This is a genomic window from Specibacter sp. NPDC078709 (assembly GCF_040686795.1).
Classification (GTDB): Bacteria; Actinomycetota; Actinomycetes; order Actinomycetales; family Micrococcaceae; genus Specibacter.
This window is the reverse complement of the sequence record NZ_JBFBLU010000005.1, coordinates 211,427-237,848: the sequence shown is the minus strand read 5'-3', so window position 1 is coordinate 237,848 and position 26,422 is coordinate 211,427. Positions and strand designations below refer to the sequence as shown.

Below are 26,422 nucleotides of genomic sequence, written 5' to 3'. Positions count from 1 at the left end.
TTCAGCCTCCTGATAGTTGAATGTTTTGGCGGTGGAGGATGCGCGCGTCGTGGATCTCGAGCGTGGTGGTCCGGGGGCGAATGGACTCTGCAACATAGATGGCGGCGTCGGGGTTGAAGGGGAAAGCTTGGATGCTCAGGCCGTGGCGCAAAATAGCTTCGCGGTGCGCGCTCAGGTCAATGTCCCAGGGCAGACCGTTCCAGTAATTGTCGGAGATCAGCTGGCCGTGGACGTATGCTCGTGCGGCGTCGCCCGTCCACGTGATGCGCAGCAGCTGATCGGGGCCGCTGGCCAGCTCCTCAGGAGTGAAGGCGATGACGTAGCGGGCGGCATCGGCGTAGTCGCCGTCTAAGGGTGCGCAGGCCCGCTGGTGGGCTCCGCCCGCGCGGATGGGCGCCGGGCCGACAGCTGCTTTTTCCAGCCGCACGGCCAGAGTCGTTTCAAGTGCAGCCGCTGGGACGCTCACGGAGAACATACTGAACGGCCCCAGATTCGGTGCCCGGCTAATGTCCGCAAGGCTCCCCACGGCCGTGTGCAGTTGCGTGATGGGCGGGAACACCCCAATCAGCTGCTCTGACGTGCTGATATCCAGTAGCAGCTCACCGTCAGAGACCACCAGAGAGTCGGCCAAAACGATTCTTGGTGCGCCCGCAAAATCCGCCTTCCACAGGCGTAAGGAGGCTGCTTCATCGACGAGCAGCACACTGACACCTTCCGCCAGCGGTATCAGCACAGGGCCGGACCCCAGGGGGACTTCCGGGCACAGTGTGCGGTGCGGGCCGCCGTCGTCCGCGGGAAACTGCACCACAAACTCAGCGGGAATGCTGGAGGTGCGGGAAAAGACATGGCAGATTCCGGCGTCGGTGGGCAGGCTCGTGATGAGCTGTGCTGTGGCGCTAAGGAGGGTGAGGTCTTGGCCCAACGGCAGGTTGAACGGCCAGATGAAGTGCGCCCCGGCGGGGATCGTCACGGGCAGGCTGGGCACGGTGAGTCCGCCACCGTCGAGGGCGAGCCGGAACTGGACGTCGTCGTGTGCTGGCAGTGCGTCCGTTGACGGCTGGTAATTGTTGACGAAAATGAAACCGCTGTGGCCGTCGCTGCGCACGGCCCACCGGACGGTGTGGGTGTCATCGAGCCCGGCCGGGACAACACTGGGCAGGGTCATCGGCATGGTTGCGAGCTGCGCACCGACCTCGGCCAAAAGCAGGTGCTGCAGGCGCAGTCGGTGATAGGACTCACGGATCTGGCCGTACTCACCCAGCGGCGCCTGAAAGTCATAGCTGATGACCGGTAAATCGTTGGGGTAGCCGGTGGCCTGGGACTCCTGCAGGGTGGACTTTTCGCCCATCCCTTGGGAACCGCCGTGGTACATGTAGTAGCCCTGCCACGTGGAACCGCTGCCGATCTTAGACAAGGCAAGCGCCGCGACATCCTGAGCCGGGATAATGGGGCGGCGGTGATAAGCAGAGGGCATGCCGCCACCCAGCTCGCAGGTGGCGTAAGGATACGGGGCGTCGTTGCTCTCATCATCGGTGACCGCCGTGGAGCGCAGATCCGCGCCGATGGAGTGGTCGTCGCGGATGTTACTGAAAAAGTAGTGCTTGCGACTGCCACGGGCCCACCCCGGATGGGCGTCCTCCCAAAAAGCTTCAGGGTAGCCGCCATAGAGCGGAAGTACCTCACCGGCAGGAAGCTGCGCGCCGCCCCACGCCGTCGCGGTCCACAATGGGGGAGTCATGCCGAGACTGGTGGCCAGCCGTTTGAGCGTGAGGATGTGCTCGGGCTGGTCGTAGAGCTCGTTTTCCACTTGGATGGCCACGATGGGCCCGGTGCTTTTGCCGGTTCTTTTGGTGCGCTCGGCACTACTACCGCTGGCACGGTCGCCGTTGTACAAGCCCTTGAGCTGCTGCGCGATCTGCGCAAAGAACGGCCGGACGTGCCTCAGATATTCCGGATCGTCGCTGCGGTGGTTGATGGGCAATTCTTGCAGCCAATCTGGGAAGCCGCCGTTGCGGGCCTCGCCATGGACCCAGGGACCGATGCGGACAACGGCGTCCAGCCCCAGTTCAGCGCACAGTTCCACGAAAGCACGGAGATTATATTTGCCTGACCATCGAAACTGACCGTGCTGTTCTTCATGGTGATGCCAGAAGACGTAGGTGGAGACAACAGTGATGCCGCCTTGCTTCATGCGCTCCAGCCCGGTTTTCCAGCGCGCGGGGTCCTGCCGACTGTAGTGGTATTCACCCATGATGGGGAACCATGCGCCGCCGTCTCTGGTGAGATGCCGGCTGTTGGCGTTGATGCCGTGGCGGTGCGTGGCGTCCGACTGCGTGCCATTAGCTCCCATCCGGAGATGGCCTGACAGGAGAGGTGCCGGACGCCGAAGCGAAACATGGGGCATAAGGGTTCCTTGCATGATGGTGAGAGGCAGTGGGTTGGGCCAGGAACTGAGTGGGCCCTTGCCTGGGTAGTGCTGAGGGAAAGAGCAGTCCGCGGAGCTTGAGTTCCGAGTGCTTAGCCGAGTCGACGAAATAGGCTTTGTATCGATTCATTCGGACTCGTTCCCTCATTATGCACCATCGATCCTCTGACTACTAGGAGGCTCTCACTACTGCGAAAACCGATCTTCCGCCCACCGGTTTCCACGCACTGCCGGGCACGCAATTGAGCCCATCATGTTTCCTCACGGTCAACAGGGGGACCCAAACCGGCAGGATTCAGTGCATCTGCGCAGATACGGAGAAACAATTTTGGGTATTTGGACAAGGGAGGTCTGCGGGTGGTCGTTCTAGTCTGAATCGTCACCGTGATTCAGCTCACGAAATCTACGCGACGGCGTTGCCGCCGATGGATACCCAAGAGGAAGTTTCACCAATGCAAGCAGAACAACAGCTATCAAAGTCGCTTAAGCCCCGGCATCTTTCCATGATTGCCATTGCCGGTGTCATCGGTGCCGGGCTATTTGTCGGCTCGGGTGCCGCCATCCAGCAGGCCGGACCGGGCATCTTGGTCGCCTATACGGCGGCCGGACTCGTGGTCATTCTCGTAATGCGCATGCTCGGCGAAATGGCTGCAGCACATCCAGAAACCGGTTCCTTCTCAACGTACGCTGACAAGGCCCTGGGTCGGTGGGCGGGTTTCAGTATTGGCTGGCTCTACGCGTGGTTTTGGATCATCGTGCTCGGGGTGGAAGCCACCGCTGGCGCCGCCATCATGCACCGGTGGCTCCCCATGGTTGACCAGTGGGAGTGGGCGCTGATCCTGATGGTGCTGCTGACGCTAACCAACGTGGCGTCCGTGAAGTCGTTCGGAGAGTTTGAGTTTTGGTTTGCCTCGGTCAAGGTGGCCGCCATCGTCGTGTTCTTGTTGCTCGGTATCACGGCGATTCTGGGGCTGATGCCTGGCGTCGACGCTCCGGGTCTGCAGAATCTCACAGGTAACGGCGGATTCTTCCCGAATGGACCTGGTGCTGTGTTGGCAGGCGTGCTAGTGGTTGTCTTCTCCTTCTTTGGTGCCGAAATTGCCACGATTGCCGCAGGGGAGTCCGAAAACCCTGTGGACGCTGTGAAAAAGGCAGTCAAATCCACAGTATGGCGCATCCTGGTTTTCTACATTGGATCTGTAGCGGTCGTGGTGACCCTATTGCCATGGAACGATGCATCCGTAGCCAAGAGCCCATATGTGGCAGTCATTGAACTATTTGGCATCCCTGGAGCTGGCGTCATCATGGACGTTGTAGTGCTGACTTCGGTGCTCTCCTGCTTGAACTCTGGGCTCTACACGGCAAGCCGCATGCTGTTTTCACTTTCCATGCGCGGTGATGCCCCCAAGTCCTGGCGCAAAATCTCCAAGCGCGGCGTTCCAGTCAGTGCAGTGTTGGCTTCAACCGTGGTGGGTTTCGTGACCGTGGGCTTGAACTACTTGGCTCCCGAGACTGTCTTCTTGTTCATGGTGAACACCTCCGGCGCAATTGCCTTGTTCGTGTGGCTTGTCATCGCTATTTCCCAGCTGATCTTGCGGCGCAGAATGGGTGCGGACGCGAAAGACCTCGCCTTGAAAATGTGGCTCTTCCCCTACCTAACATGGCTTTCCATTGTCGCCATCGCGGCTCTGCTCGTTGGTATGGCTGTTGTTCCGCAAACGCGAGAAGCATTGCTATTGTCTATGGGATTGGCCGCCGTTGTCGTGGCGATCGGGGTCTACCGCTACCGCAAGAATGGCCCTCAGGAGGGTGCGGCCAACGATCGCACCGGTGGTCGCAAGGACGAAGTTCAATCAATGCCGTAGGCGTGCTTCGGAGCTGCTGTCCACGGCTCCGAGAAACACGGCTACGCTGGGATTAGCGTCGGCCCGAAAAGGGGCCGACCAACGCGCGAGGAGAGTGAATCGTGGTCAGTGCAAAGGCGCCTGAACATGTAGTGGTTGTTGGTGCGGGAATCATTGGGTTGTCTACTGCCTGGTATTTGCAGGAGCAGGGCGTCAAGGTTACCGTCGTGGACCGTGAGGGTGTGGCCTCGGGCTCCTCTTGGGGCAACGCAGGCTGGCTTACGCCTGCGCTGACGTTGCCACTAAGTGAGCCCTCCGTGCTCACTTACGGGCTCAAAGCCATGCTGGACCCGGCGTCACCGCTTTATATCCCCTTCTCTACCGACCCGGCGCTGTTGAAGTTTTTGCTCGGCTTTGCCCGCAACTGCACGCCGGGCAAGTGGCGCGCAGCCATGGCGGTCTTTGCCGAGATTGGCCGTTCCGGGATCGACGCCTTTGCCGAAATAGCTGCCGGCCCCCACGCTGTCGCGGAGCCAACCCACGAAGCAACGCCTTTCCTGACGGGCTTTGCTTCGTTGAAAGACCGCGACGCCTTGGTGAAGGAATTTCATGTGATCCGCGAAACCGGAGGTACTGTCGACTTCAACCTCATCTCCGGTGAGCAGATCCGCGAGCTGGAACCCACCCTTGGCTCAGGTGTGGTTGCCGGGATTGAAATCCATAACCAGCGCTTCATCGACCCGCCCGCCTTCATGCATTCACTGGCCGAGGCAGTGGTTGCCCGTGGTGCCACCTTGATGAGCTCTTTCAACGTCATGGACGTCCGTGACACAGGAACTGGCGTCGAGGTGATTGGTTCGGAAGGCCGTTCCATGACGGCCGACGCCGTAGTTCTCGCCACGGGTGCCTGGCTGGGATCGCTAGCCAGTAAATTTGGTGTCAAGCGAGTGGTTCAGGCCGGTCGCGGCTACAGCTTCACAGTGGTCCCGGAATCCATGCCCAGTCACCCTATCTACTTCCCCGCTCAGCGGGTGGCCTGCACCCCACTGGGTGACAGGTTCCGGGTGGCCGGCATGATGGAGTTCAGGGATGCCGACGCACCTCTGGACCCAAGGCGCATCAAGGCCATCGTAGAAGCGGCCTCACCCATGTTCACCGGCATTAACTGGGAGGACCGCTCCGAGGAGTGGGTTGGTTCCAGGCCCTGCACCACCGACGGTTTCCCGCTGGTGGGGGCAACACGATCCCCGCGCGTGCACGTCGCTGGCGGCCACGGCATGTGGGGGATCGCTCTGGGTCCTCTCACGGGCAAGATGGTCGCTGCAGAACTGACGGGTGGAACGCGGCCAGCGACCATGCGGCATTTCAACCCGCTGCGGTAGTCCCCAATCCCGCCCAATGTCCAGCCTCCGGCGCGTCTAGACATTGGGGCCCTCGGGATCGTGGGCCCACCTCGCGGCGAATTTGAGTTCTGCTGCAAAGCAAGTGGAATAACGTCACGTTCGCTCAAGTAGGACATAGGATGTCTTCAGTAAGCACTGTCCGGCCCAGGCGTCGGAAACCGACTGAAACGGAGCCTGTCCATGCCGCTGTTCGACCTGCCGTTGGGGCAACTGGAACGTCACGAATCCACTGCCACCGTGCCGGAAGACTTTGACGCCTTCTGGGATGCGAGCATTGCCGAGGCGCGCGAATTTGAGCTCGCCGCCAGCTTTGAACCCGTGGAGAACTTGCTGCCGCTCATCGACAGTTATGACGTAAGTTTCGCCGGGTTTGGCGGGGATACCATCAAGGGTTGGTTGCACCTTCCGGCGCACCGCATTCCCGGTGAAAACTTGCCAGTGGTGGTCCAGTACATCGGCTATTCCGGCGGCCGCGGGCTGGTCCAGCAGGACACCGCCTGGGCGCAGGCCGGCTACGCGCACTTCATTATGGACACCCGTGGGCAGGGCTACGGCGGACTGCTGGGGGAAACCTCTGACCCGCACCCGTCCGCCGGTGGAGTGGCCCACCCAGGCCTCATGACCCGAGGCATCAGCAACCGGGAGGACTACTACTATCGCCGCGCCTACGTTGACTCCTTCCGCGCCATCGAAGCAGCACAGTCGCACGCCGAGATCGATGAAAACAAAGTCATTGTCACCGGCATCAGCCAAGGTGGCGGGCTCGCAATCGCAGCGGCAGGCCTGGCTGCGGGCAGGCTCGACGGCGTCATCGGCGTCATGCCCGATGTACCGTTCTTGCAGGACTTCTCCCGCTCGATCGATCTCGCAGTCCGTGGTCCATATCCGGAAATTGCTAGCTTCCTCAAGCGTCACCGCACCTCTTACGAGAGCAGCTTGGAGGTACTGAACTACTACGACGGCGTGCACCTCGCCAGCCGCTGCACCGCCCCAGCCCTGTATTCCTGTGCAGGTCTGGACGATGTCTGCCCGCCATCGACCGTCTACGGCTCCTTTAACGCCTATGGCCGCCAAGCTGCGCTCCAGCCTGCCAAAAGCATTGAATACTACCGCTTCAATAACCATGAAGGCGGTCAGGAGCACCAGTGGGTTAGGCAACTGCATTACGTGGCCGATTTGCTGGCCGCATAAGTATCGACGTATGGTGTGGACATGACAAACCGTTGGTATGCGTATTTTTCGTTGGCTCTGGAGGGGCCCGCGTCTAACTGACACGCATCCAATCACCTTCAGAGCCAACAGGACAGAGAATCTTTTCTCTGTCCTTCGCCATTTCCAGGCGGGTTTCTGAAAAGGGGCTCGCTGCCAGCCACGCAAAAGGAAACTTTCCCCATGAGCATCACCGCAGCCACCGCAGCCCCCGCAACAAACGCAGCCACCACAGCAAATCTGCGCGTCAGCCAGTTCACCGAACTGCCGTCACCTGCCCAACTGGCAGAAAAGCTGCCGCTGGACGCGCACACTTCTAACGTCGTCGAACGTGGCCGTGACCAGGTCCGCGCCATCATGGATGGCGTCGATGACAGGCTCCTGGTGGTGGTGGGTCCCTGCTCCATCCACGACACCAAGGCTGGACTGGAATACGCCGCACTGCTGGCTGAAACTGCCAAGGCCCACGAAGAAGACCTGTTGATCGTGATGCGTGCCTACTTCGAAAAGCCGCGCACCACGGTGGGCTGGAAGGGTCTGATCAACGATCCCACTCTCGACGGCAGCCATGATGTCGCGACCGGCCTGGAAATGGCGCGCGAATTCCTGCTGAACGTGGCCGCGCTGGGCCTGCCCACGGGCACCGAATTCCTGGAACCGATCAGCCCGCAGTACACGGCAGACCTGATTTCCTGGGGCGCCATTGGAGCCAGAACCACCGAAAGCCAGATCCACCGCCAGCTCAGCTCCGGTCTGTCCATGCCCATTGGTTTCAAGAACGGTACCGACGGCGATCTGCAAGTTGCCCTGGATGCCTGCAATGCGGCCAGTGCGGCGCAGTCGTTCCTCGGCATTGACTCAAATGGCCGCGCCTCCCTGGTCAGCACGGCCGGCAATCAGGATACCCACGTGATCCTGCGCGGCGGACGCAAGGGCCCCAACTACAAGGCTGCCGATGTGGCCGTGGCCTCGGAACAAGCCGCCGGTTCAGGAGTCAACCCGCGACTGATCGTCGACGCCAGCCACGCCAACTCGGGCAAGAGTCATCACCGCCAAGCAGAGGTCGCCCTTGAAATCGGCGCCCAGCTCGAATCCGGCGATGCCTCCGCCCACACCATTGCCGGCGTCATGCTCGAAAGCTTCTTGGTGGGCGGTGCCCAGAACCTGAACGTGGACGCCGTTGCTGCGGGCACTGCGGAACTCGTGTACGGCCAGAGCGTCACGGATGCCTGCATGGATTGGGACATCACAGCGGACGTCCTGGCCAAGCTGGCCGACGCCTCACGCACCCGCCGCAATGGTGCAGCAACCGCCTAAGCCCGGCTTCATACGGCGGTCATGACTTCCCCGAAGCCGCCTTCTGCCCCTAGAGTTAGCGCTACGGGCAGAAGGCGTACAGGCGCCAGCAGCCACCTTTTGATAGCGCGTGAAAACTGAGGCAGCCATGACGCAGGAGCAAAATTTCTCCGATGTTCACTTCTTGACGGTGCAAGAAGTGGCCGAACTCATGCGTGTTTCTAAGATGACCATTTACCGCATGGTGCATGCCGGCGAGCTGCCAGCAGTGCGTTTCGGAAGGTCATATCGGGTCCCGGCAAACGCCGTCGAGAGTTTCCTGAAGGATGCCGTGGTTGATCGCACAACGACGCAAGGACCCTCCGGTTCGGCGCAGACAGGGTAAAGGCGGTACCCTAGGAAAGATCCATTTTCGGCTTTGACCGATTCCTGAGATCGGTCGACCTAATCGTTTACGGCCTCGTTCGAGGTTGTTCTATGCAGTTTGTGAGGAACTTTCATGGGTTCAGTAGTTAAGAAGCGCCGCAAGCGGATGTCCAAGAAGAAGCACCGTAAGCAGCTTCGCAAGACGCGTCACCAGCGTCGCAATAAGAAGTAAATCTTCTTTCTGTGCAAAAAGCACCCGTTCACCCTTGTGGTGGGAGGGTGCTTTTTTCTTGTTCGACGCCGGACGCGGACCCGTGTGCCACCGCCTGGTTAGCGCTTGCGGACCATGGAGATGCCCTTCCAGAGCCCGTAGACAACTCCCGCGCCCGTGGCTGCCTTGAGGCCTAGGGTGGCCGCACGGCGCCCGGAGCGGTAATCGTAGATCGGCCAGTTGTTATCCCGGGCGTGCTTGCGCAGTTTCGCATCCGGATTGATCGCGACGGGGTTGCCCACCGCAGTCAGCAAGGGAATGTCGTTGTAAGAATCGCTGTATGCCCAGCAACGGGACAGGTCCAGACCTTCGGTTATGGCCAGAGCTTCAATGGCGCGACCCTTGGCAGCCCCGTGCAGAATCTCGCCCACCAGGTGCCCCGTGTAGATGCCGTCTTGACTCTCGGCTACGGTGCCCAAGGCTCCCGTCAGGTTCAGCCGGGAGGCAATGACTCCGGCAACTTCTACCGGTGTGGCGGTGACCAGCCACACTTGGCGACCTGACTTCAGGTGCTCTTGGGTGAGGGCCTTGGTACCGGGCCAGATCTTGGAAACGATCATCTCGTCGTAGACCTCTTCGCCAAGCTGGCGGATAAATTCGGTGCTGATGCCGGCAGCCAGTTTTTGAGCCGAGTCCTGAACGGAATGGACATCGTTCATGTTTTCGCCGCGCAGAATAAATTTGGTCTGCTTCCAGGCGAAGCCTGCAACATCGTGCAGCGTGAAAGCGCGCCTTTGATACATTTTTCGGGCCACGTGGAACAAGCTGGCACCCTTCATGAGGGTGTTGTCCACATCGAAGAAGGCGGCCTCGCCGTGATGCTCTACAGCTGTCGAGGGGGCCTCGGCACTGTTGCTAGTCACGTCGGGCATGGAACGAGTCTAGTCAATGCTTTCACCCTGTGACTGCACGCCACCGGTGGTAGTGGTTAACTGTGGGGAAACTTTCATTTTTAGGCCCGGGACAGCCCGTGGGCGGCTCTGGGCAGCTCAATGGCAAGCAGTGGAGCGGCTCATGGCTGTGTGCAGGTGTTTGCTGTGCAGGTGCCTACATTGTGTAGGGGCTGGAGTTGAGTAACGTTGTAGTCATGGAATCTGTTGCACATGACCCCTCTGACTCGCTTGACTCGCTTGCCGCCCCCAAAGTGCCACTGCTGCAGCTCGTGACACGTTCAGGCTGTCACCTCTGCGAAAATGCTCGCGAGGTGGTGGCCACCGTAGCTGGCCAGTTACAGCTTCGGTGGACCGAGGTCAGCCTCGATGAGCATCCCGAGCTGACCGAGCTCTACGGCGAGGAAGTTCCAGTAGTGCTCGTCAACGGGATCCAGCGCGATTTCTGGCACATTGACCCCATCCGTTTGGGAACAATTCTTAGCCGGGCCCTGACGGGCCAGTGACCGCTGGGCTGCAAAGGCTGCGCTGTACGGGGACGAAATTTCCCCGTACAGCGAACCTGCCCGCAGCTTTTTGGCTCTGACCTTGCCACGTCTTAGAGTTGATCAAGACCGACGCGGACTTTGCAGACACGTGTTCAGCAGTGCGCTGCGGCCTCAGTTTGAGAAGGTGGAGTGGTGTTTTGATCCCAACGCAACCCGCGGAGGAGCCGGCAGTAGAAGCAGTAGAACCGGCCAGACAGCTTCCCCCTGCCACCGTGGCCAGACTAACTCTCTATCTACGTACGCTCAACGCCTTGTTGGCCGACGGCGCGGACAGCGTCTCTTCTGAAGAACTAGCCGAATCTGCAGGTGTCGGCTCCGCCAATGTTCGCAAAGACCTGTCCTATTTGGGTTCTTATGGAACCCGCGGCGTTGGTTATGACGCAGCCAATTTGAGTCGCAAAATTGCCCAAGCCTTGGGGCTGACCCATGAATGGCGTGTAGCCATTGTCGGGGCCGGAAACTTGGGCCGTGCGCTGGCGCGATATGCAGGGTTTGAATCACGCGGCTTCGATGTAGTGGCCCTATTGGATGCCGACCAATTGGTGGTGGGCACGGAAATCGGATGGCTACGCGTCAGCGACGTGGAAAACCTCGAAAAAGTTGTCGAGTCCACCCGGGCCAACATGGCGGTGTTGGCGTTACCGGCCGCCGTGGCGCAATCAGTCTGCGACAGGGTGGTGGCCGCCGGTGTGCGTAGCATTCTCAGCTTTGCCCCGATTCCCCTTGCTGTTCCCGACCATGTGAACCTGCGCAAAGTGGATATGGCTACCGAGTTACAAATCCTTGCCTACCACGCACAACGGCTCCAGGAATTAGGGCTGGAAGAGGACAGGCCCGGCGCCTGAGCTGTGCGGGCTCTGTCAGCTACCGCTGTGTCAGCGCTTCGAGCGAGCCTTGTGAGCTAGGAAAAACTCCTTGGCAGGGGAGCGGAAAAGAATGAGCACCGCAACCAACCCCAGAATGATCCGGGCTCCTGAGTACAGTGTGTACGAGCCGCCGTCAGGCACCAACGCAATCGAGATGATGGCTAGAATCAGCGCCAGGGTTCGGGCCCAGGTGCGCCCGCGCCGCAGTTTGGCGGCGATCCAGAAATACAGGACCACACAGATTCCCTGCATGACGGCCAAGAGGGTCGCAGCTGAAGCGAACAACTGATCTTCGGTCACGCCGGCGTCGGCAAGTGCCTGTGGATTGTTTGCGACGGACTGCTCCACGGCGGCACGGATCAGTTCCTGTCCGGTGGGCGTGGTCATGGCAAAGGCCCAAACCACCAAGCCAAGCAGTTGGAGAACCCCGGCGGCCATGATCATTCGGGTGGCGACAATGACTTTGTTTGGTGGTGCCAATGATGCGCCCGAGTCAGAGCCTAGGCCTGCCTGGGCACCCTGAAATCCCGGGTACTTCGAGGCCGGTGCCAGTGGTGAGTTGGAGGTGAGCCGAGCTTGGGCGTCCTTGATCTCCTGCGGCGGTTCCCACCCGGCTGGGGCGTACTGACCGTAGCGAGGGACGCCAGGTGCAATTTCACCGTAGCTTCCCGGGGTTCTCGGGGTTTGCTCGTGCGGCTCTTCACCGGGGGTGCTCATGGCGACTGCTCTCTCAAGGGGTGCCGGTGATGGCCGGCAGACAAGTCAACTGCAGCCAGACATGGAGAAAGGCCGCGGCGGGTATTACTTAAACCCTACGCGACCTCTCTCTGCGCTCCTACTACCCAATCTCCTACTGCCCAATCGCTTACTGCCGGAGCAGCTACTGCCAAGAAACTAGTGGAGTGCGTTTCCGGAGCGGGAATTGAGCCATGCGGTGGATTCCGGCAGCCACATCAGGACCGTTGCCACAACAGCTAGCAAGCCGCCCCCGCCGCCAAAGAACATCAAGACGATGGTCAGGAAGGCGATGGCAGAAAGTGCCATCCTGGCCCACTGCATGCCTTCCTTGAGTTTCATGGCACATATGACAATGGCGGCAATCAGCACGAAGGAAATGAGGGAAACGATGATTCCCTTTACGCCAGCTGCTCGGACCGCAGCCCCAAATCCAAAGGGGTCGTTCCCTGCACCCAAGGCAAAGAGTGAGCCCAGCAGCAACACCAAAGTGGTCAGGACCCAGATGCCGGCCGCGGCCAGCCACATGATGTAGCTGAGTTTCAACATCTGTGGCAGCCCGTCCATCTTGAAGATGCCAGCGAATCCACCCACTGGCATCACCTCCCGGACGGAGTGAGGCATATCTTGCGGCATTTCAAACTTGAAGTCACCTGACGGAGCGCCGGGTGGCTGGTATTGCGGAGCTCCGGGTTGCTGGTATCCGGGAGGTGGCTGATGCGGCGGGGTGCCGGGTTGCTGGTATCCGGGAGGTGGCTGCGCGGGGCCTCCCTGATAGCCCTGACCCGTGGGAGGTGTTGGCGTCACGGGAGGGGTGGGGTTGGGCTGGGAACCATAGCCGGAAGGAGGTGGTTGCGAGCCTTGCTGCTCGGGACCTGGAAGCTCATTCGGTGTGCTCATAGTTAGACCCTAGCCTTTGTACCGTGCCTTGTATATGGCGCTATGCACGGCGCCATACTCGGCGTCTCACACGTCGTCGAAGGGTGCGGTGTTAAGCCTCTGGTGGGCGCAAAAATGCCGATCCGCTGGGGTAGCGGACCGGCATTAGTGGCTTCTTAGAGCAGACTCAGAGCAGGCTTGCAGAAGCAGTGTTGGAAAAATTATGCAGACTTGACGAAAGCAACATCCAAGGTGATGGTGACCTTGTCCGAGACTAGGACGCCACCGGCTTCAAGGGCAGCGTTCCAAGTCAGACCGAACTCCTTGCGGCTGATGACGGTCTTGGCTTCGAAGCCTGCGCGGGTTGCACCGAACGGGTCAACAGCAACGCCGTTGTATTCGCCCTTGAAGGTTACGGTCTTGGAGATGCCACGGATGGTCAGCTCGCCGGTGAGCTCGAAGTCCTCAGCATCGCCGGAGACGGCGGAGGAAACGAAGGTCAGCGTCGGGAAGGTTTCGACGTCGAAGAAGTCGGCGCTCTTGACGTGGCCGTCGCGGCCTTCGTCGCCTGAGCTGAAGCTGGCGGACTGGATCGTGGCGGTCACGGAGGACTCGGCGAGGGTGTCGCCGAGGGTCAGTGTGCCGTCAATGGCGGTGAACTGGCCACGAACCTTGGAGATGCCTGCGTGGCGGACAACGAAGCCAACCGTGCTGTGTGAGGGATCGAGGTTCCAGACGCCCTGGGCAAGACCGGTTGATTCGATGGTGGTTACTGACATGTGGAACTCCTTGAAATAGTTGGTGAAGCAAGAGCAGATCAGCCGCTGCGGTTGACCTTCACAGAGCATAAGCATGCGTTTGCATCTAATATTCCCGTGTTTCAAAAAAACTTTTCCCTGGCCGGATTAACCTCTTGAACAACAACTTTGAGAAACTGGTGCAATGTCCCGAGTAACAGTGCACCTTTTGCGTCACGGCGAGGTTTTCAACCCCGATGGCGTCCTCTACGGCCGGCTCCCCGAGTTTCACCTCTCAGAGCGCGGGCGCGCCATGGCGGTGATGGTGGCGGAGCACTTTTCTGCCCTGAAGAACGACGGCGGCGCACCGGTTTATCTGGTGGCCTCACCTTTGACCCGTGCCCAAGAAACAGCGCAGCCCACGGCTGAGGCGCTGGGACTGGAGATTGTGACCGACCCTCGCATCATTGAGGCTGAAAATCACTTCGAGGGTTTGGTCATGAGCCCGGCCGAGCTGCGCAAGCCTAAGCACTGGCCCTACTTCGTGAACCCCTTCAGGCCATCTTGGGGTGAGGCCTACCAAGCCCAAGCGGATCGCATGCTCGAAGCGGCACGTGATGCCCGGCGTCGTGCGTTTGAGATTGGAGGCGATGGCGCACAGGCCATCATGGTCAGCCACCAGCTGCCCATCTGGTCCACTCGGCGCAGCGCGGAAGGCAAGCGGCTCTGGCATGATCCCCGCAACCGCGAATGCACGCTGGCCTCTCTGACATCGCTGACGTTTGACGGCGATGACATTGTGGATGTGAGCTACAGCGAACCCGCCGCGGCACTTTTGCCCGGCGCCTCGACCACTCCCGGCGCCTAGGGCACACAGCTGATCATCAGCTATTCGACGTAGCGTAGAACATAATGCCATTTCCGCGTCTGCCCAATGGCCTCCCTGTTAACTGAAAGACCTGCTCCGTGACTTCTTCGATGAGCCGTAGATCGCTCCTTGTTGTTGGCGGTGCCGCACTGACTGCGGTGCTGGCAGCCTGTACCAGTGAGGACCCGTTGGCGCAGCAGGCCAACGCGGGAGATAACAAGAACTACATTGCCGGCGATGGCTCCGTGACCGAATATGGTGCTGGCGACAGGAAGGAACCGGTGACCTTCACCGGGACCTTCTTCGACGGCACTTCTGTGGATGCCGCAGATTTCCCCGGACACGTTACGGTACTCAATTTTTGGTACGCAGCCTGCGCCCCCTGTCGCATTGAAGCGCGTGATCTGCAGGCGCTCTACACGGATTTCAAGCCCTCGGGTGTGGAATTTATAGGCGTCAACGTCCGTGATGACAAGGCCGCTGCAGAGGCTTTTGAGCGCAATTTTGAGCTGAGCTACCCGAGCATTGCGGACAAGGACGGCGGCGTCTTGTTGGCCATGACCAAGCATGTGCCCCCGGCCGCAGTGCCCACCACACTGGTGTTGGATAAGAAAGGCCGGGTCTCGGCCAGAATCCTCGGCGTTGCCGAGAAGGGCACCCTGAAGGCGCTCATCACCTCCGCACTGGCGGAGAACTAACAGCCCCTCCCATGAACAATCCCTTTGCCGAAACAATCCTGAGCGGTTCTATGCTGCTGGCCATACCCGTGGCTCTGCTGGCCGGGCTGGTCTCCTTCCTTTCCCCCTGCGTGCTGCCACTGGTTCCCGGTTATCTGGGCTACGTCAGCGGACTCAGCGGGGCAGATTTGCAGGACCAGCGCCGAGGCCGAATGTTTGCCGGAATCGGGCTGTTCGTGCTGGGCTTCTCCGTAGTTTTTGTCCTCATCGGCGCCGTTTTTGGCCAGTTGGGTGCATGGCTCATGGGGCCCGACGCCGCTTGGGTCACCCAGGTGTTGGGCTTGGTGGTGATTCTTATGGGTGTGGTTTTCCTCGGCGGAATGAGCTGGTTCCAAAGCGAAGCCAAGATTCATGCGAAGCCACCGGCTGGACTGTGGGGTGCGCCCATTTTGGGCGTAACCTTTGGATTGGGCTGGGCGCCATGCATTGGCCCCACCTTCAGTGCCGTGCAATTACTCGCGTTCTCCGACGGCTCAAATGCCGCCAAGGGCGCGTTCTTGACGTTTATCTACTGCATGGGGTTGGGAATACCGTTCCTGCTGATTGCGCTGGGTGCCCGCCGGGGGGTGGGAGCGCTAGCGTTCTTCCGCAAACACCGGCGCGGACTTCAGTACTTTGGAGGCGGCATGCTGATTGCCCTCGGTATTTTGATGGTTTCAGGGCTGTGGGGAACCTGGGTCAATGAACTGCAATTATGGTTTGCCAACGATGTGAGATTGCCCATCTAATGAAAGAGAACGTAGTGAAAGAACCCAAGGGCCAGACGCCCAAGGCTGGTGGTGGCGAGGCTGTCCTGCCGCAGCTTGGCTTCTTGGGCATGCTCAGGTGGGCGTGGCGTCAGCTGACAAGCATGCGCACAGCCTTGTTCCTGCTGCTGATGCTCGCCGTGGCGGCCGTGCCTGGCTCGTTGTTCCCACAACGGCCCTCGGCACCTGCCGAAGTGACACAGTATTTGAAGGACAACCCAGGTTCGGGACCGGTCATGGACTGGTTCAAGCTTTTTGACGTCTACTCCTCGCCCTGGTTCGCAGCCATTTACCTGCTGCTGTTCACCTCCTTGATTGGCTGTGTGACACCGCGGGCCAAGATCCATTGGAAGGCCATGCGCTCGGCACCGCCGCGCACACCCAAACGGCTTTCCCGACTGGCTGAATATGGAACCGTCACGATCCCCGCCGACAGCGGCGTGGACGCCGAAACGGCCGTCAAGGATGCTGCTGCCATCTTGAAATCGCGCGGTTACCGGGTGGATGTGCGCGATCTGGACACCGAGCGGCCTTCGGTGGGTGCCGAGATCGGGTTCCTGAAAGAAGTAGGCAACCTGCTTTTCCACACGGCCATGATCGGCGTGCTGGCCGCCATCGCTTTCAGCGGACTCTTTGGCTACAGCGGACAGAAAGTACTCGTGGAGGGTGACACCTTCGTCAACACTTTGACCAGTTATGACACGTTCACCCCCGGCGCCAACTTTGGTGACGGTAGGTTGAGCCCCTACTCGGCCACACTGGACCGCCTAGTCGTCAAGTACGATCGCTCCACAGAAGCGCACTACGGACAGCCGCTGGACTTCAACGCCACGTTGACCATCAAGGACGGCCCCGGCGCTGAAGCCGAAACCAAGACCTTGAAGGTCAACGAGCCCGTGAATGTCGGCGGCACCAATATGTATCTGGTGGGCAACGGCTATGCTCCCGTGGTCACCATCAAGGACGGCGCCGGGGACATCACCTTCCAAGGCCCCGTTGTCACCATCCCCACCGACGGCGCCTACACCTCGCTCGTGGTGATCAAGGCCCCCGATGCCAAGCCGAATCAGCTTGGTTTTGTGGGCTTCTTCCTCCCTACGGCCTTGGTAGATGAGCGGGGCGTAGCCTTTGGTTCCGACCCGGACCCCTTCAACCCGCAACTGAACCTGAACGCCTACACCGGCGATCTTGGCTTGGATAGCGGCGTGCCGCGCAACGTCTATACGTTGGATACCTCCAAAATGACGGAGATCAACTCCCGCAATCTGGACGCCGGTGGCATTGTTCTGGCCCCCGGCCAGAGCTACACACTGCCCGCAGGTAACGGCAGCATCAGCTTCGACAGCATCAAACGATTCGCCGCATTGGACATTCGCCACGACCCCGGCCAGGTCTACGTTCTGGTGTTCGCGCTGCTGGCCCTGGCCGGCCTGATGGGTTCCTTGTTCTTGAACCGACGACGCGTCTGGGTCCGGACAGGAAACCACCCTGATGGGCGCACCATGGTCGAGTTCGGTCTGCTGGCTCGCGGTGAAGACCACCGCTTGGCCGGAGAATATGCGGCCATCAACAAATCACTGCACAACAAATGGCTGGTACCCATGGACGTTGCAGGGCAAAATGGTGAGCAAACAACAATCAATGACTCCGCACAGAGCGTCACCGCGGCAAGTAAGGACCAGTAATGCCAGAGATCAATGAAGGCTTTGCCCTACTCAGCGAGCAGCTCATGCTGGTTGCCGGTCTGGCCTACGCCGTTGCGGTGTGTGCCTATGTCTGGGACCTGGTGACGTTCAGCCAAACAGTCAAAAGAGGCTTGGCCCCCGAGCCCGCGGTATCGCAGGGCGCCGCAGCACAAAACAGCACGGTCATGGCAGGCGTTGGTGCTCGCGGAGCGGCCGGTCAGGGACTGGAATCCGGTCCGCAAGACCGGGCTGTGCGTCCCAGTAGCAAAACGCATGCGGGATCCGACGGCGTCACCGCCGGCGACTCCATGCGCTACGGCAAGGAACGCCGCGTGGTGGCCCGGGTGGCTGTGGCACTGACTGTTGTGGCCGCCATCGTCCAAGGCTTTGCCGTGGTGTTCCGCGGACTGGCCGCAGGGCGTGTGCCGTGGGGCAATATGTACGAATTCTGCACCACGGGCTCGTTCGCCGTGGTTGTGGTCTTCCTGCTGGTGCTGATCCGCCGCGACCTGCGCTTCCTGGGCACCTTTGTGATCGGCCTGGCGCTGGTCATGATCGTTGCCGCACACGTCTCCTTCTGGACGCCTGTGGGCCACCTGGTTCCGGCGCTGCAGAGCTACTGGCTGATCATCCACGTCTCCATTGCGGTGCTGTCCTCGGCATTCTTCACCATAACCTTCGCGATGTCCGTGCTGCAGCTGTTCCAGGCGCGCCGCGAGACCGCTATTGCTGCTGGCAAGCCGGACAAGGCCCCCGTCATGCGGCTGGTGCCGAACGCGTTGAGCCTGGAAAACCTGTCCTACCGCATCAACGGCATCGCCTTTGTGGGCTGGACCCTGACGCTGATGTTCGGTTCCATCTGGGCCGAAAAGGCATGGGGCCGCTTCTGGGGCTGGGACACCAAAGAAGTTTGGACGTTCGTGATTTGGGTGGTGTACGCAGGCTATCTGCATGCCCGCGCTACGAAGGGCTGGACCGGCACCCGTGCCGCCTGGCTGTCCATTGTTGGCTACCTCTGCGTGGTCTTCAATTTCACCATCGTGAACATGTACTTCTCCGGCCTCCACTCCTACGCCGGTGTTGGCAGCTAGACTTCACCGCAGTTCTAGCCTTAGCAGTTCTCACCTCGCGCGGCGGTCAGTGTTCTAGCCCCCGCGGCGGTCACACTTCTGCCTGCGGTTACCCCCTAATGACGCGCCACTTCGTGAGTGGCGCGTCATTAGCAGTTAACGGTACGCAGGTTCAGTGCCGCTGACCCAGGTTTCCGTAGCGGCTACTTCATGCCGCCCTTGCGGAAGCCGGGCTTGGTATACGTCCGGGCTAGGACTGCCAGGGCCAGTGCTGCCACGAGTAGGCCGAAATCGCGCAACGCCACATCGTAGAAGCCTGAGTAGGACAGCAGGTTCACGATAATGCCAGCCAGCCAAAGAGCCACGACGAACACTGCATAGCGCGGACGCAGCACCATGGCAATCGCGGCGATGATCTCAACGATGCCGATCACCATCATGGTTCCTTGTGCGGTGAAGGGGGACAGGTTCTCAATCCACGGGGCTAGGTAGCTCTCCCAGTTGGTCAACACGTTGAAGAACTTGTCCAGGACCATGATCAACGGAATGGCAATGAAGCCAATCCACAGCATGAGGAATGCGCCGTACGCGGGGTCGGCCTTGGCACGCGACAGTGCGTGCGATGACCAGCCGGCGACGGGTGCAGAAATTGAATGTGTTGCCATGACTCCTCCATCTAAAAACATGAGTTATGTTTTTAGAGTGCGCGCACCCGAAGCGTTTGTCAATGCCGGATTTTTGCTCCCGCACCTGCAAGGCAGAACAACGCTATCGCAGCAATGGTGCCTTAAATGGGAACGCTATCGCACCATGGTGCGATAGCGTTCCGAAAATAGCAGCCATTGCTGCGATAGCGTTCCGGGGGAGGAGGCTACTTGCGGGAGATCTGGTCCTCGCTGGTGAGCGCAGCCAAGGTGGCGGTGTCCACGTCCTGTGAGGGGCCGTTGAGGTAGCGTTCCAGTGAATCGTCCATGGCGTTGATCCACCGGGTGTGGTGTTTGGTGGCCATGGTGCCGGTGACAACGGAGCGGTGAACCATGTCGCGGTAGCCGAGGATGTCGGTTTCCTTGTGGCCCATCCAGTCCTTGAAGAGCTGCGAAACTGCGTTCAGGTCAAACGGCGGGTAGTCGGTAGCGTCAATGAGCTCGCGCAGGTAGTCCGACTGGAAATCAGCTTCGGCGTTGTGGTCCGGTAGTGCGGCCTGGCGCTCGAGCCAGAGCTGAATATCGGCCTCGCGTACTTCCGGTGAGGGGAGCGCAATAGCGCCTGTCATGACATCGCGGGCAAACCAGGCCTGCGCGTCAAACATGTTGAACGTGTAGTACTGATCCTGTGCGCCCAGGTAGAACAGGTTGGTGTTCCCTTGCCACACCACGCCCTTGTACAGATTGCTCGGGTAGAGCACGTTCTTGGACTTCAAGCTCAGTTCGCTGGGCAGGAACGGATACTTGTGCTGGTAGCCGGTGCACAGTACGACGGCGTCAAACTCACCTTGGGTGCCGTCTAAGAAGTGGGCGGTGCGGCCATCGAAGCGGGTGACCAGTGGGCGCTCTACCGTGTTCTCAGGCCAGTCGAAGCCCATGGGGCCTGAACGGTAGCTGAAGGTGATGGATGCTGCGCCCATTTTGTGGGCCTGCATGCCAATGTCTTCAGCGGAGTAACTGCTGCCGATCAGGAGCAGGTTTTTGCCGGCAAAACGCTCGGCGCCGCGGAAATCGTGGGCGTGCAGGACCTCTCCTGGGAAGCTGTTGATGCCGTCAAACTCGGGGACGGTCGGGGTGGAGAAGTGGCCGGTGGAAACCACGAGCTTGTCAAAGATGTGGTCCGTGGTTGTGCCTGTGGTCAGATCTTCAACAGTCAGGGTAAATTCTTGCGTGGCTTCGTTGTAGCTGGTGTGGCGTGCCACGGTATTGAACTGCACGTACTTGCGCACATCGGACTTTTCCACGCGGCCCTTGATGTAGTCAAAGAGGACTTCGCGGGGAGGGAAGGACGAGATGGCACGGCCAAAGTGCTCATCGAAGGAGTAGTCGGAAAATTCCAGGCATTCCTTGGGCCCGTTGGACCACAGGTGGCGGTACATACTGGAGTGCACGGGCTCGCCGTGGCCATCCAAGCCAATTCGCCAGCTGCTGTTCCACTGGCCGCCCCAATCGGACTGCTTTTCAAAGCACATGATCTCTGGGATATCCGCACCGTTTTGGCGTGCTGATTCAAAGGCTCGCAACTGGGCCATGCCGCTGGGGCCTGCGCCAATGATTCCGACTCGCAATGTCATGCTGTTCTCCTCATCATTTGGATCGACTATGTCGTTGTGAACATGACGCTTCGAATCCATGCCCGCGGCGATAGTGCGGAAGCGGACGATTCGTCAGCGCCTCCAAGCGGGGCAATAATGCGCAGGGAGCGCGGCGGCAGATATGACTGCGGCAAAAACCAGCCGGGTAAGCGCTGGTGGTCCACGGAAAATCAAGCGCAGGGGCGATGTCCGGGACCGGGGTGGTGCAAGTGGCACCAGGATTCGATCAGCAGCTTGCCGCAGATCCAAGAAGCAGCAAACCTGTTACCCATTGCAACATTTTAGAGAACGTAAGTCAAAATGGTCAGATCGATAAGCTGCGCTAATGCGTTGAATGGGGTGGGTTGGCTGAGTAGCTCATTACAGCTCCGTGAGCTGCCCTCCGGAAACGGCCCAGCGGGCGTCCAGCCGAACATTTTCCAGCAGTCGGCGGTCGTGGGTTACCAGCAGCAGCGTGCCTTCGTAGCTTTCCAGAGCCTCTTCCAGCTGCTCGATGGCGGGCAGGTCAAGATGGTTGGTGGGTTCGTCGAGTACCAGTACATTCACACCGCGGGCCTGCAGCAACGCCAGTGAGGCGCGGGTGCGTTCGCCTGGGGAAAGGGCGCCCACCGGGCTGGTCACCTGATCGGCCTTGAGGCCGAATTTGGCCAGCAGTGTGCGCACCTCGGCTTGATTCAGCTCCGGCACCAGAGCCTCAAACGCATCCCCCAAGGGAGCGGCTTCCGGGAATTGGCTGCGGGCCTGATCAATCTCACCGATGGCCACGTTAGCACCCAAGGAGGCGACGCCGTCGTCCGGGGTAGTGCGGCCCAGCAGCAACCGCAAAAGGGTGGACTTCCCGGCACCATTGGGGCCGGTGATGCCAATGCGTTCACCGGCGTTGACCTGCGCCGAGATCGGGCCGAGCGTGAAATCTCCCTGCCGGACTACGGCTTCGTTCAGGGTGGAAACTACGGTGCTGGAGCGCGGGGCTGCGCCAATGCTGAACTGCAACGCCCATTCCTTGCGTGGCTCCTCAACTTCGTCCAGGCGGGCGATCCGGGACTCCATCTGCCGCACCTTCTGCGCCTGCTTCTCGCTGGATTCGCTGGCCGCCTTGCGCCGAATCTTGTCATTGTCGGGGCTTTTTTTCATGGCGTTGCGCACGCCCTGGGAGCTCCATTCGCGCTGTACACGGGCCCGTCCCACGAGGTCAGCTTTTTTGTCGGCGAACTCGTCATAGGCCTCCCGGGCGTGGCGTTTGGCGATGGCGCGTTCCTCGAGGAAGGAATCGTAGCCGCCGTCGTACACGCCCACCTTGTTCTGTGCCAGATCCAGCTCCACCACGGAGGTGATGGTGCGAGCCAGGAACTCACGATCGTGGGACACCAGCACCACCCCGCCACGCAGTCCCTTCACGAACTCCTCGAGCCGGGCCAGCCCCGCCAGATCCAGATCGTTGGTGGGCTCATCTAGTAGCACGATGTCGAAGCGGCTCAACAGGAGCGCGGCCAAGGCAACGCGCGCGGCCTGCCCGCCAGAAAGCCCTGTCATGGCGGCCTCGGGGCCAACATCCAGACCGAGCTCGGCCAGGGTGGCCGGGATGCGCTCATCGAGGTCTGCGGCGCCGCACGCCAGCCAGTGATCCAGAGCTGTGGCGTAGCGGTCCTCGTCGGCGGAATTGCCGGAACCCAGGGCTTCGGCGGAGGATTCCATGGCTTCAGTGGCGGCGGTGCAGCCGGTGCGCCGGCCAATGTACGCGGCGATACTCTCGCCGTCGAGTCGCTCATGCTCCTGCGGCAACCATCCGACGAAGGCGTCCTGCGGTGCTGTGCTCACGGTGCCGCCCTGCGGGGTGGCAGCGCCTGCAAGGAGGCCCAAAAGTGTTGATTTTCCGGCTCCGTTGGCGCCGACTACGCCAATGACGTCGCCGGGGGCCACCGTGAAGGAGAGGTTGGTGAACAGGGTGCGGTGGGCGTGGCCGCCGGAAAGGCCCTTTGCCACAAGTGTTGCGCTCATGTATCCATCTTAAGTTGCTTCTAGGTGGTGGACGGACCTGCCCTCCGGAGCGGCTGGACCTGCCTTCCGCTCCTGCCCGTCCCGGCGGAGCCTGATGTCGGATTCATCCGTGAGAAATGGTCGCTTTCACGGATCAAAGCGACCATTTCTCACTGATGGATGTCGTGATGTTGCCCTGTGTGACGGAATCCTTGTCAGCGGGGACCGGTGGTAGGCAGACTGAGAGGCAGAATCAAGAGTTTCGACCATGCGGCCCTGGCCGGTCGAACGGCAACCCTCGCAACCATAGTGGGGTGCCCCAGGTGAGGATTCGACGCCTTCGACACCAGCCGTTGGCGTAAGTATGGCGCAGTGCCTCGCACTCGCCTTCATACGAAGGACACCACCATGAGTGAAGCAACACTTAGCGAATCAACGCTGACCGAATCAACGTTTATCCCGTCGATCGATGACGCAGCCCTCCGTTCAGCCCGTCTCAGCGAGGCAGGTGCAGCATGGGCGCAGCGGATCGGTGCCAACCCGGATAGCGCAAAGCTGACCTACAAAGTTGACGGCGTTGGCGTGGGTTCGGTGGCCACCCGCATCAGCTCCGGAAAGCACCAATTCATTGTGGACGAGCCCGCAGCGTTGGCCGGCGACGACGTGGCTGCCAGCCCGGTGGAATACGCGTTGGGTGCCATCATTTCCTGCCAGGTGGTGGTGTACCGGCTGTACGCCGAGCAGCTCGGCATTCAGGTGGATGACATCACCATCAACGCCGAGGGGGATCTGGACGTGCGCGGCCTATTTGGTCTGGATGACACCGTGCGCCCGGGGTTCAGTGATATCCGTCTGGCAGTGAACATCAGCGGTCCGGAAACACAGGAACGGTATGACGAACTGGCCCGCACCGTGGAGGCGCGTTGCCCCGTCCAGGATCTATTCAGTAACCCGACACCGTTCCGCACCGCCATCACCAAGGTGTGAGCGCTGATTTAGCTGCAGGGCCAGATTTAGATGCTGGGCAAGACGGCGCTAGCCGGTGCGTGATCGAGGATAAAGCATAGGGAATCGACCGCACCGGCAAGCGCCGCGCTCAGATCCAGAGACCTAAGTGTCCTGAGGCATAGCCGCCTATGCCTCTAAGCGTCAAGGCTTCAAGGCGTCTAGGCGACGGGGCTGAGATCAGCTTGTGCAGTAGCGGCATGTGCCAGAAGTTCTGCCTGCAACCCAGCCTCATCGTAGGAGCCGGTGAAGATGGGGGTGTCCGGTTCGAATGCAGCGCCCTGGGCGAGGTGACCGGCGTCGACCGCGTCAAACCCTAGGTGCTCCACGAAGTTCAGCACCATGGCGCGAGTCTCGGGATCGTCCGAGGCAACGGCCAGCGCGCGGCGATCAGCGGCTCCGGCGTCACGGGCATCCAACTCCAGCTCGTGGTAGCCAATGTGGTTCAGCGATTTCGCGAGCCGGGAGCCGGGAAGATGAGCGTGCACCATTTCCGAGCTCGAGCGGGCATCCGCCAGCTCCGGCATGTCGCCGTTGGTGTCGCGCCAATAGTTCATGGTGTCCAGGACGTGCTTGCCGGTAAGAGCGGCCGGATCCAGTGTGCGGAATTTGTGCAGCGGCACCGAAAGTACCACCAAATCGGAGAGCTCCATGGCGTCCTGCGCTGAGACGGCGATGGCGCCGGGGGCCATGACAGAGACGATCAAGTCAATCTTTTTCGGGTCCCCGGAGGCGGCAATCAGCACTCGGTAGCCTGCCTTGATGGCCTGCCGGGCAACGCCGGTGCCTACTTTTCCGGCGCCGAGGATGCCAATGGTGGTGGTTGCCGGATCGTGGAGGGCGGGGGACTGCTGGCTCATGCGCTTACCTTCTTTGTGGTGCGGAGTTCTGCATCGATCAAGGGCTTGACCTCGGTGCCGAAGAGTTCAATGGACTTCAGGACGTCGGTTTGCGGCACCGAGGCGAAATCCATTTCCAGGATATGGCGGTCGTGGCCCATGTGCTGATGCGTGAGCAGGATCTTCTCGGCGACCTGTTCCGGGGTGCCGGTGTAGATGGCGCCGGCCGGTGCGGTCTGCATGTTGTAGCTGATGCGGTTGGGAGGGGTGAAGCCGCGCTCGCGGGCAATGTCCTCCATGACTCGGCGCCAGTACGGGTAAAACGTCTCCGTGGCATTGTTCTTACTGACAAGTCCGACGGCGCTGACCCCCACCTTGAGTGCCTTGGCATCGTGCCCGGCTTGCTCGGCTCCGGCCCGGAAGAGCTGCGCGTGCCGGGCGAAATTGCTGACGGCTCCGCCGAGCAGTGCGTAAATGACGTTGGTGCCCAATGCTGCGGCCCGTGCTGTTGAGCTGGGAGTGCCGCCCGTGGCGATCCAGATGTCCAGATTGTTGTTGACGGGGCGAGGATAGATGGTGGCGTCCTCCAAGGCGGGCCGGAACTTGCCGCTCCACGTGATGGACTCTTCCTTGCGACCAGCTTCATTAAGTGCCAGCAGGAGGGCGATCTTCTCTTCGTAGAGTTCCTCGTAATCGTTCAAGTCGGCGCCGAAAAGCGGGTAGGACTCAATAAAAGAGCCGCGACCGGCTGTCAGTTCCGCGCGGCCTCCGGAAAGCAGGTCCAGGGTGGCGAACTGCTGGTAGACGCGGACGGGGTCCTCGGTGCTCAAGACCGTGACAGCGGAGCCTACTTTGATGTTCTTGGTTTGCGCGGCGGCGGCAGCAAGCACGGGGACGGGAGAGGAGATGGCATACTCGGGGCGATGATGTTCGCCGAGTCCAAAGTAGTCAAGGCCTACCTCATCGGCCAGCCGGGCACGTTCAAGGAGATCGGCCATGCGCTGTTGCGGGCTGACCTGCACACCCGTGACGGGATCTTGATGTACGTCACCAAAGCTGTAAACGCCTAGTTCCACGAAATGCTCCTCACGCCTATTTCCGCAGCGGTAGCGGAAAGTACGATATGTGTTGCTCTACAGATCATCTTACTCAAATATGATCTGTTGTAAAGCGTAGATATCCGTTATGATGGGTGTCATGAGTAACGCAGCAACCGCCGTATCGCCGCAGGTCAGTCCCCAAGAAGATTTTGGGTGGACACTGGGCGTTCTTGTGCGCAACTACCAAAACGCTTCAAACGAGGCCATAGGTGAGTTTCCCCATGGCGCTCGCGGTTATCAAGTCTTGGTTGCCGTTGTTAGTGGCGAACAGCCCAACCAGTTGGCGCTAGCCCAGCATCTGGGTATTGACAGGACCGTCATGACGTACCTGGTGGATGACTTCGTGAAGGCCGGTCTAGTGGAGCGCCAACTCAACCCTGCCGATCGTCGTGCCCGCATTGTGGTGGCCACGGATGCTGGCCTTGCGGTGTTGGCGGATTTGCAGCAGCGGGTCGCCGAAGCCGAAGGGGCAGTCCTGGGCACCCTCGCCGACGACGAGCGGGAACTGTTCCGCTCACTATTGCGCCGCGTTGCCTGCCATGCACCTGTCGCGACGGAACACGAGCTGGGCGCCTGCGAGGCGGTGGAGCAGATGCTGGGTGATTCGGCTCCGCGTCAATAGCGACG

25 protein-coding genes and 1 riboswitch are annotated in these 26,422 nt (G+C 60.5%); of the genes, 15 read left to right on the top strand and 10 right to left on the bottom strand.

Translation table 11 applies throughout. The annotated features are described in order from the left end of the window. Position 1 precedes the first annotated feature (1 nt). Positions 2-2,404, bottom strand: coding sequence for a beta-galactosidase (locus AB0P14_RS11575; protein WP_363842024.1), 2,403 nt, complete (start codon positions 2,402-2,404; stop codon positions 2-4). Between the two features lie 473 nt (positions 2,405-2,877). Here AB0P14_RS11575 and AB0P14_RS11570 point away from each other — a divergent pair, with 473 nt between their 5' ends. From AB0P14_RS11570 to AB0P14_RS11545, 6 genes are all read left to right on the top strand, one after another. Next, positions 2,878-4,290: an amino acid permease gene (locus tag AB0P14_RS11570; protein ID WP_363842022.1), complete on the top strand. Its 1,413-nt coding sequence runs from the start codon at positions 2,878-2,880 to the stop codon at positions 4,288-4,290. A gap of 101 nt (positions 4,291-4,391) precedes the next feature. Further along, positions 4,392-5,651 carry an FAD-dependent oxidoreductase gene (locus AB0P14_RS11565; RefSeq protein WP_363842019.1) on the top strand — a complete coding sequence of 420 codons (1,260 nt, stop codon included), beginning with the start codon at positions 4,392-4,394 and terminating at the stop codon, positions 5,649-5,651. A 201-nt stretch (positions 5,652-5,852) separates the two neighbouring features. Further along, on the top strand, positions 5,853-6,863 hold the full coding sequence (locus tag AB0P14_RS11560) for an acetylxylan esterase (protein WP_363842016.1): 1,011 nt from the start codon (positions 5,853-5,855) through the stop codon (positions 6,861-6,863). 201 nt (positions 6,864-7,064) lie between these two features. Next, positions 7,065-8,198, top strand: a complete 1,134-nt coding sequence (locus AB0P14_RS11555; RefSeq protein WP_363842013.1) for a 3-deoxy-7-phosphoheptulonate synthase — start codon at positions 7,065-7,067, stop codon at positions 8,196-8,198. A gap of 127 nt (positions 8,199-8,325) precedes the next feature. After that, the gene (locus AB0P14_RS11550; protein WP_363842010.1) at positions 8,326-8,562 is read left to right on the top strand and encodes a helix-turn-helix domain-containing protein; all 237 of its coding nucleotides are present in this window, start codon (positions 8,326-8,328) and stop codon (positions 8,560-8,562) included. Between the two features lie 114 nt (positions 8,563-8,676). Further along, positions 8,677-8,775: an AURKAIP1/COX24 domain-containing protein gene (locus AB0P14_RS11545; protein WP_074712200.1), complete on the top strand. Its 99-nt coding sequence runs from the start codon at positions 8,677-8,679 to the stop codon at positions 8,773-8,775. Between the two features lie 98 nt (positions 8,776-8,873). Here AB0P14_RS11545 and AB0P14_RS11540 read toward each other — a convergent pair whose 3' ends face one another. Further along, entirely contained in the window at positions 8,874-9,686 is an 813-nt protein-coding gene (locus tag AB0P14_RS11540; protein WP_363842006.1) for an HAD-IB family hydrolase, read from the bottom strand. A gap of 215 nt (positions 9,687-9,901) precedes the next feature. Here AB0P14_RS11540 and AB0P14_RS11535 point away from each other — a divergent pair, with 215 nt between their 5' ends. Both AB0P14_RS11535 and AB0P14_RS11530 read left to right on the top strand, forming a co-directional pair. After that, complete coding sequence (locus AB0P14_RS11535; protein WP_363842003.1) at positions 9,902-10,210, top strand: glutaredoxin family protein; 309 nt, start codon at positions 9,902-9,904, stop codon at positions 10,208-10,210. 179 nt (positions 10,211-10,389) lie between these two features. Beyond that, positions 10,390-11,097, top strand: coding sequence for a redox-sensing transcriptional repressor Rex (locus AB0P14_RS11530; protein ID WP_363842000.1), 708 nt, complete (start codon positions 10,390-10,392; stop codon positions 11,095-11,097). Positions 11,098-11,127: 30 nt separating this feature from the next. Here AB0P14_RS11530 and AB0P14_RS11525 read toward each other — a convergent pair whose 3' ends face one another. From AB0P14_RS11525 to AB0P14_RS11515, 3 genes are all read right to left on the bottom strand, one after another. Then, the gene (locus AB0P14_RS11525) at positions 11,128-11,835 is read right to left on the bottom strand and encodes a hypothetical protein (protein ID WP_363841997.1); all 708 of its coding nucleotides are present in this window, start codon (positions 11,833-11,835) and stop codon (positions 11,128-11,130) included. Between the two features lie 177 nt (positions 11,836-12,012). Next, positions 12,013-12,753: a hypothetical protein gene (locus AB0P14_RS11520; RefSeq protein WP_363841994.1), complete on the bottom strand. Its 741-nt coding sequence runs from the start codon at positions 12,751-12,753 to the stop codon at positions 12,013-12,015. 200 nt (positions 12,754-12,953) lie between these two features. Then, on the bottom strand, positions 12,954-13,511 hold the full coding sequence (locus AB0P14_RS11515; RefSeq protein ID WP_363841992.1) for a YceI family protein: 558 nt from the start codon (positions 13,509-13,511) through the stop codon (positions 12,954-12,956). A 163-nt stretch (positions 13,512-13,674) separates the two neighbouring features. Between AB0P14_RS11515 and AB0P14_RS11510 the strand changes: the two genes are divergently transcribed. The 5 genes from AB0P14_RS11510 to ccsB all read left to right on the top strand — a co-directional run bounded on the left by AB0P14_RS11510 (position 13,675) and on the right by ccsB (position 18,596). After that, a complete protein-coding gene (locus tag AB0P14_RS11510) occupies positions 13,675-14,337 on the top strand; it encodes a histidine phosphatase family protein (protein WP_363841987.1) in 663 nt (220 codons plus the stop codon). A gap of 110 nt (positions 14,338-14,447) precedes the next feature. After that, a complete protein-coding gene (locus AB0P14_RS11505; RefSeq protein ID WP_363841984.1) occupies positions 14,448-15,035 on the top strand; it encodes a TlpA disulfide reductase family protein in 588 nt (195 codons plus the stop codon). Positions 15,036-15,046: 11 nt separating this feature from the next. Beyond that, positions 15,047-15,802 carry a cytochrome c biogenesis protein CcdA gene (locus tag AB0P14_RS11500; RefSeq protein ID WP_363841981.1) on the top strand — a complete coding sequence of 252 codons (756 nt, stop codon included), beginning with the start codon at positions 15,047-15,049 and terminating at the stop codon, positions 15,800-15,802. Positions 15,803-15,891: 89 nt separating this feature from the next. After that, the gene (locus tag AB0P14_RS11495; RefSeq protein WP_363842178.1) at positions 15,892-17,505 is read left to right on the top strand and encodes a cytochrome c biogenesis protein ResB; all 1,614 of its coding nucleotides are present in this window, start codon (positions 15,892-15,894) and stop codon (positions 17,503-17,505) included. Further along, on the top strand, positions 17,505-18,596 hold the full coding sequence (ccsB, locus tag AB0P14_RS11490) for a c-type cytochrome biogenesis protein CcsB (RefSeq protein WP_363841978.1): 1,092 nt from the start codon (positions 17,505-17,507) through the stop codon (positions 18,594-18,596). The genes AB0P14_RS11495 and ccsB overlap by 1 nt, the downstream gene beginning before the upstream one ends. A gap of 182 nt (positions 18,597-18,778) precedes the next feature. Here ccsB and AB0P14_RS11485 read toward each other — a convergent pair whose 3' ends face one another. The 3 genes from AB0P14_RS11485 to AB0P14_RS11475 form a co-directional block, all read right to left on the bottom strand. Further along, a complete protein-coding gene (locus tag AB0P14_RS11485; RefSeq protein WP_363841975.1) occupies positions 18,779-19,240 on the bottom strand; it encodes a hypothetical protein in 462 nt (153 codons plus the stop codon). A 206-nt stretch (positions 19,241-19,446) separates the two neighbouring features. Then, positions 19,447-20,853: an NAD(P)/FAD-dependent oxidoreductase gene (locus AB0P14_RS11480; RefSeq protein WP_363841972.1), complete on the bottom strand. Its 1,407-nt coding sequence runs from the start codon at positions 20,851-20,853 to the stop codon at positions 19,447-19,449. A gap of 381 nt (positions 20,854-21,234) precedes the next feature. Continuing rightward, complete coding sequence (locus tag AB0P14_RS11475; protein WP_363841969.1) at positions 21,235-22,872, bottom strand: ABC-F family ATP-binding cassette domain-containing protein; 1,638 nt, start codon at positions 22,870-22,872, stop codon at positions 21,235-21,237. 230 nt (positions 22,873-23,102) lie between these two features. Further along, positions 23,103-23,222: riboswitch (SAM riboswitch) on the top strand. Between the two features lie 37 nt (positions 23,223-23,259). On the opposite strand from AB0P14_RS11475, the gene AB0P14_RS11470 reads away from it, so the two are divergent. Beyond that, positions 23,260-23,838, top strand: coding sequence for an OsmC family protein (locus AB0P14_RS11470; protein ID WP_363841966.1), 579 nt, complete (start codon positions 23,260-23,262; stop codon positions 23,836-23,838). A gap of 179 nt (positions 23,839-24,017) precedes the next feature. On the opposite strand, the gene AB0P14_RS11465 is transcribed toward AB0P14_RS11470, so the two are convergent. Beyond that, positions 24,018-24,716: an NAD(P)-binding domain-containing protein gene (locus AB0P14_RS11465; protein ID WP_363841963.1), complete on the bottom strand. Its 699-nt coding sequence runs from the start codon at positions 24,714-24,716 to the stop codon at positions 24,018-24,020. Further along, complete coding sequence (locus AB0P14_RS11460) at positions 24,713-25,771, bottom strand: LLM class flavin-dependent oxidoreductase (RefSeq protein WP_363841960.1); 1,059 nt, start codon at positions 25,769-25,771, stop codon at positions 24,713-24,715. Before AB0P14_RS11460 ends, AB0P14_RS11465 begins: the two co-directional genes overlap by 4 nt. A gap of 121 nt (positions 25,772-25,892) precedes the next feature. On the opposite strand from AB0P14_RS11460, the gene AB0P14_RS11455 reads away from it, so the two are divergent. Further along, on the top strand, positions 25,893-26,417 hold the full coding sequence (locus tag AB0P14_RS11455; protein ID WP_363841957.1) for a MarR family winged helix-turn-helix transcriptional regulator: 525 nt from the start codon (positions 25,893-25,895) through the stop codon (positions 26,415-26,417). The last annotated feature ends 5 nt before the right edge of the window (positions 26,418-26,422 follow it).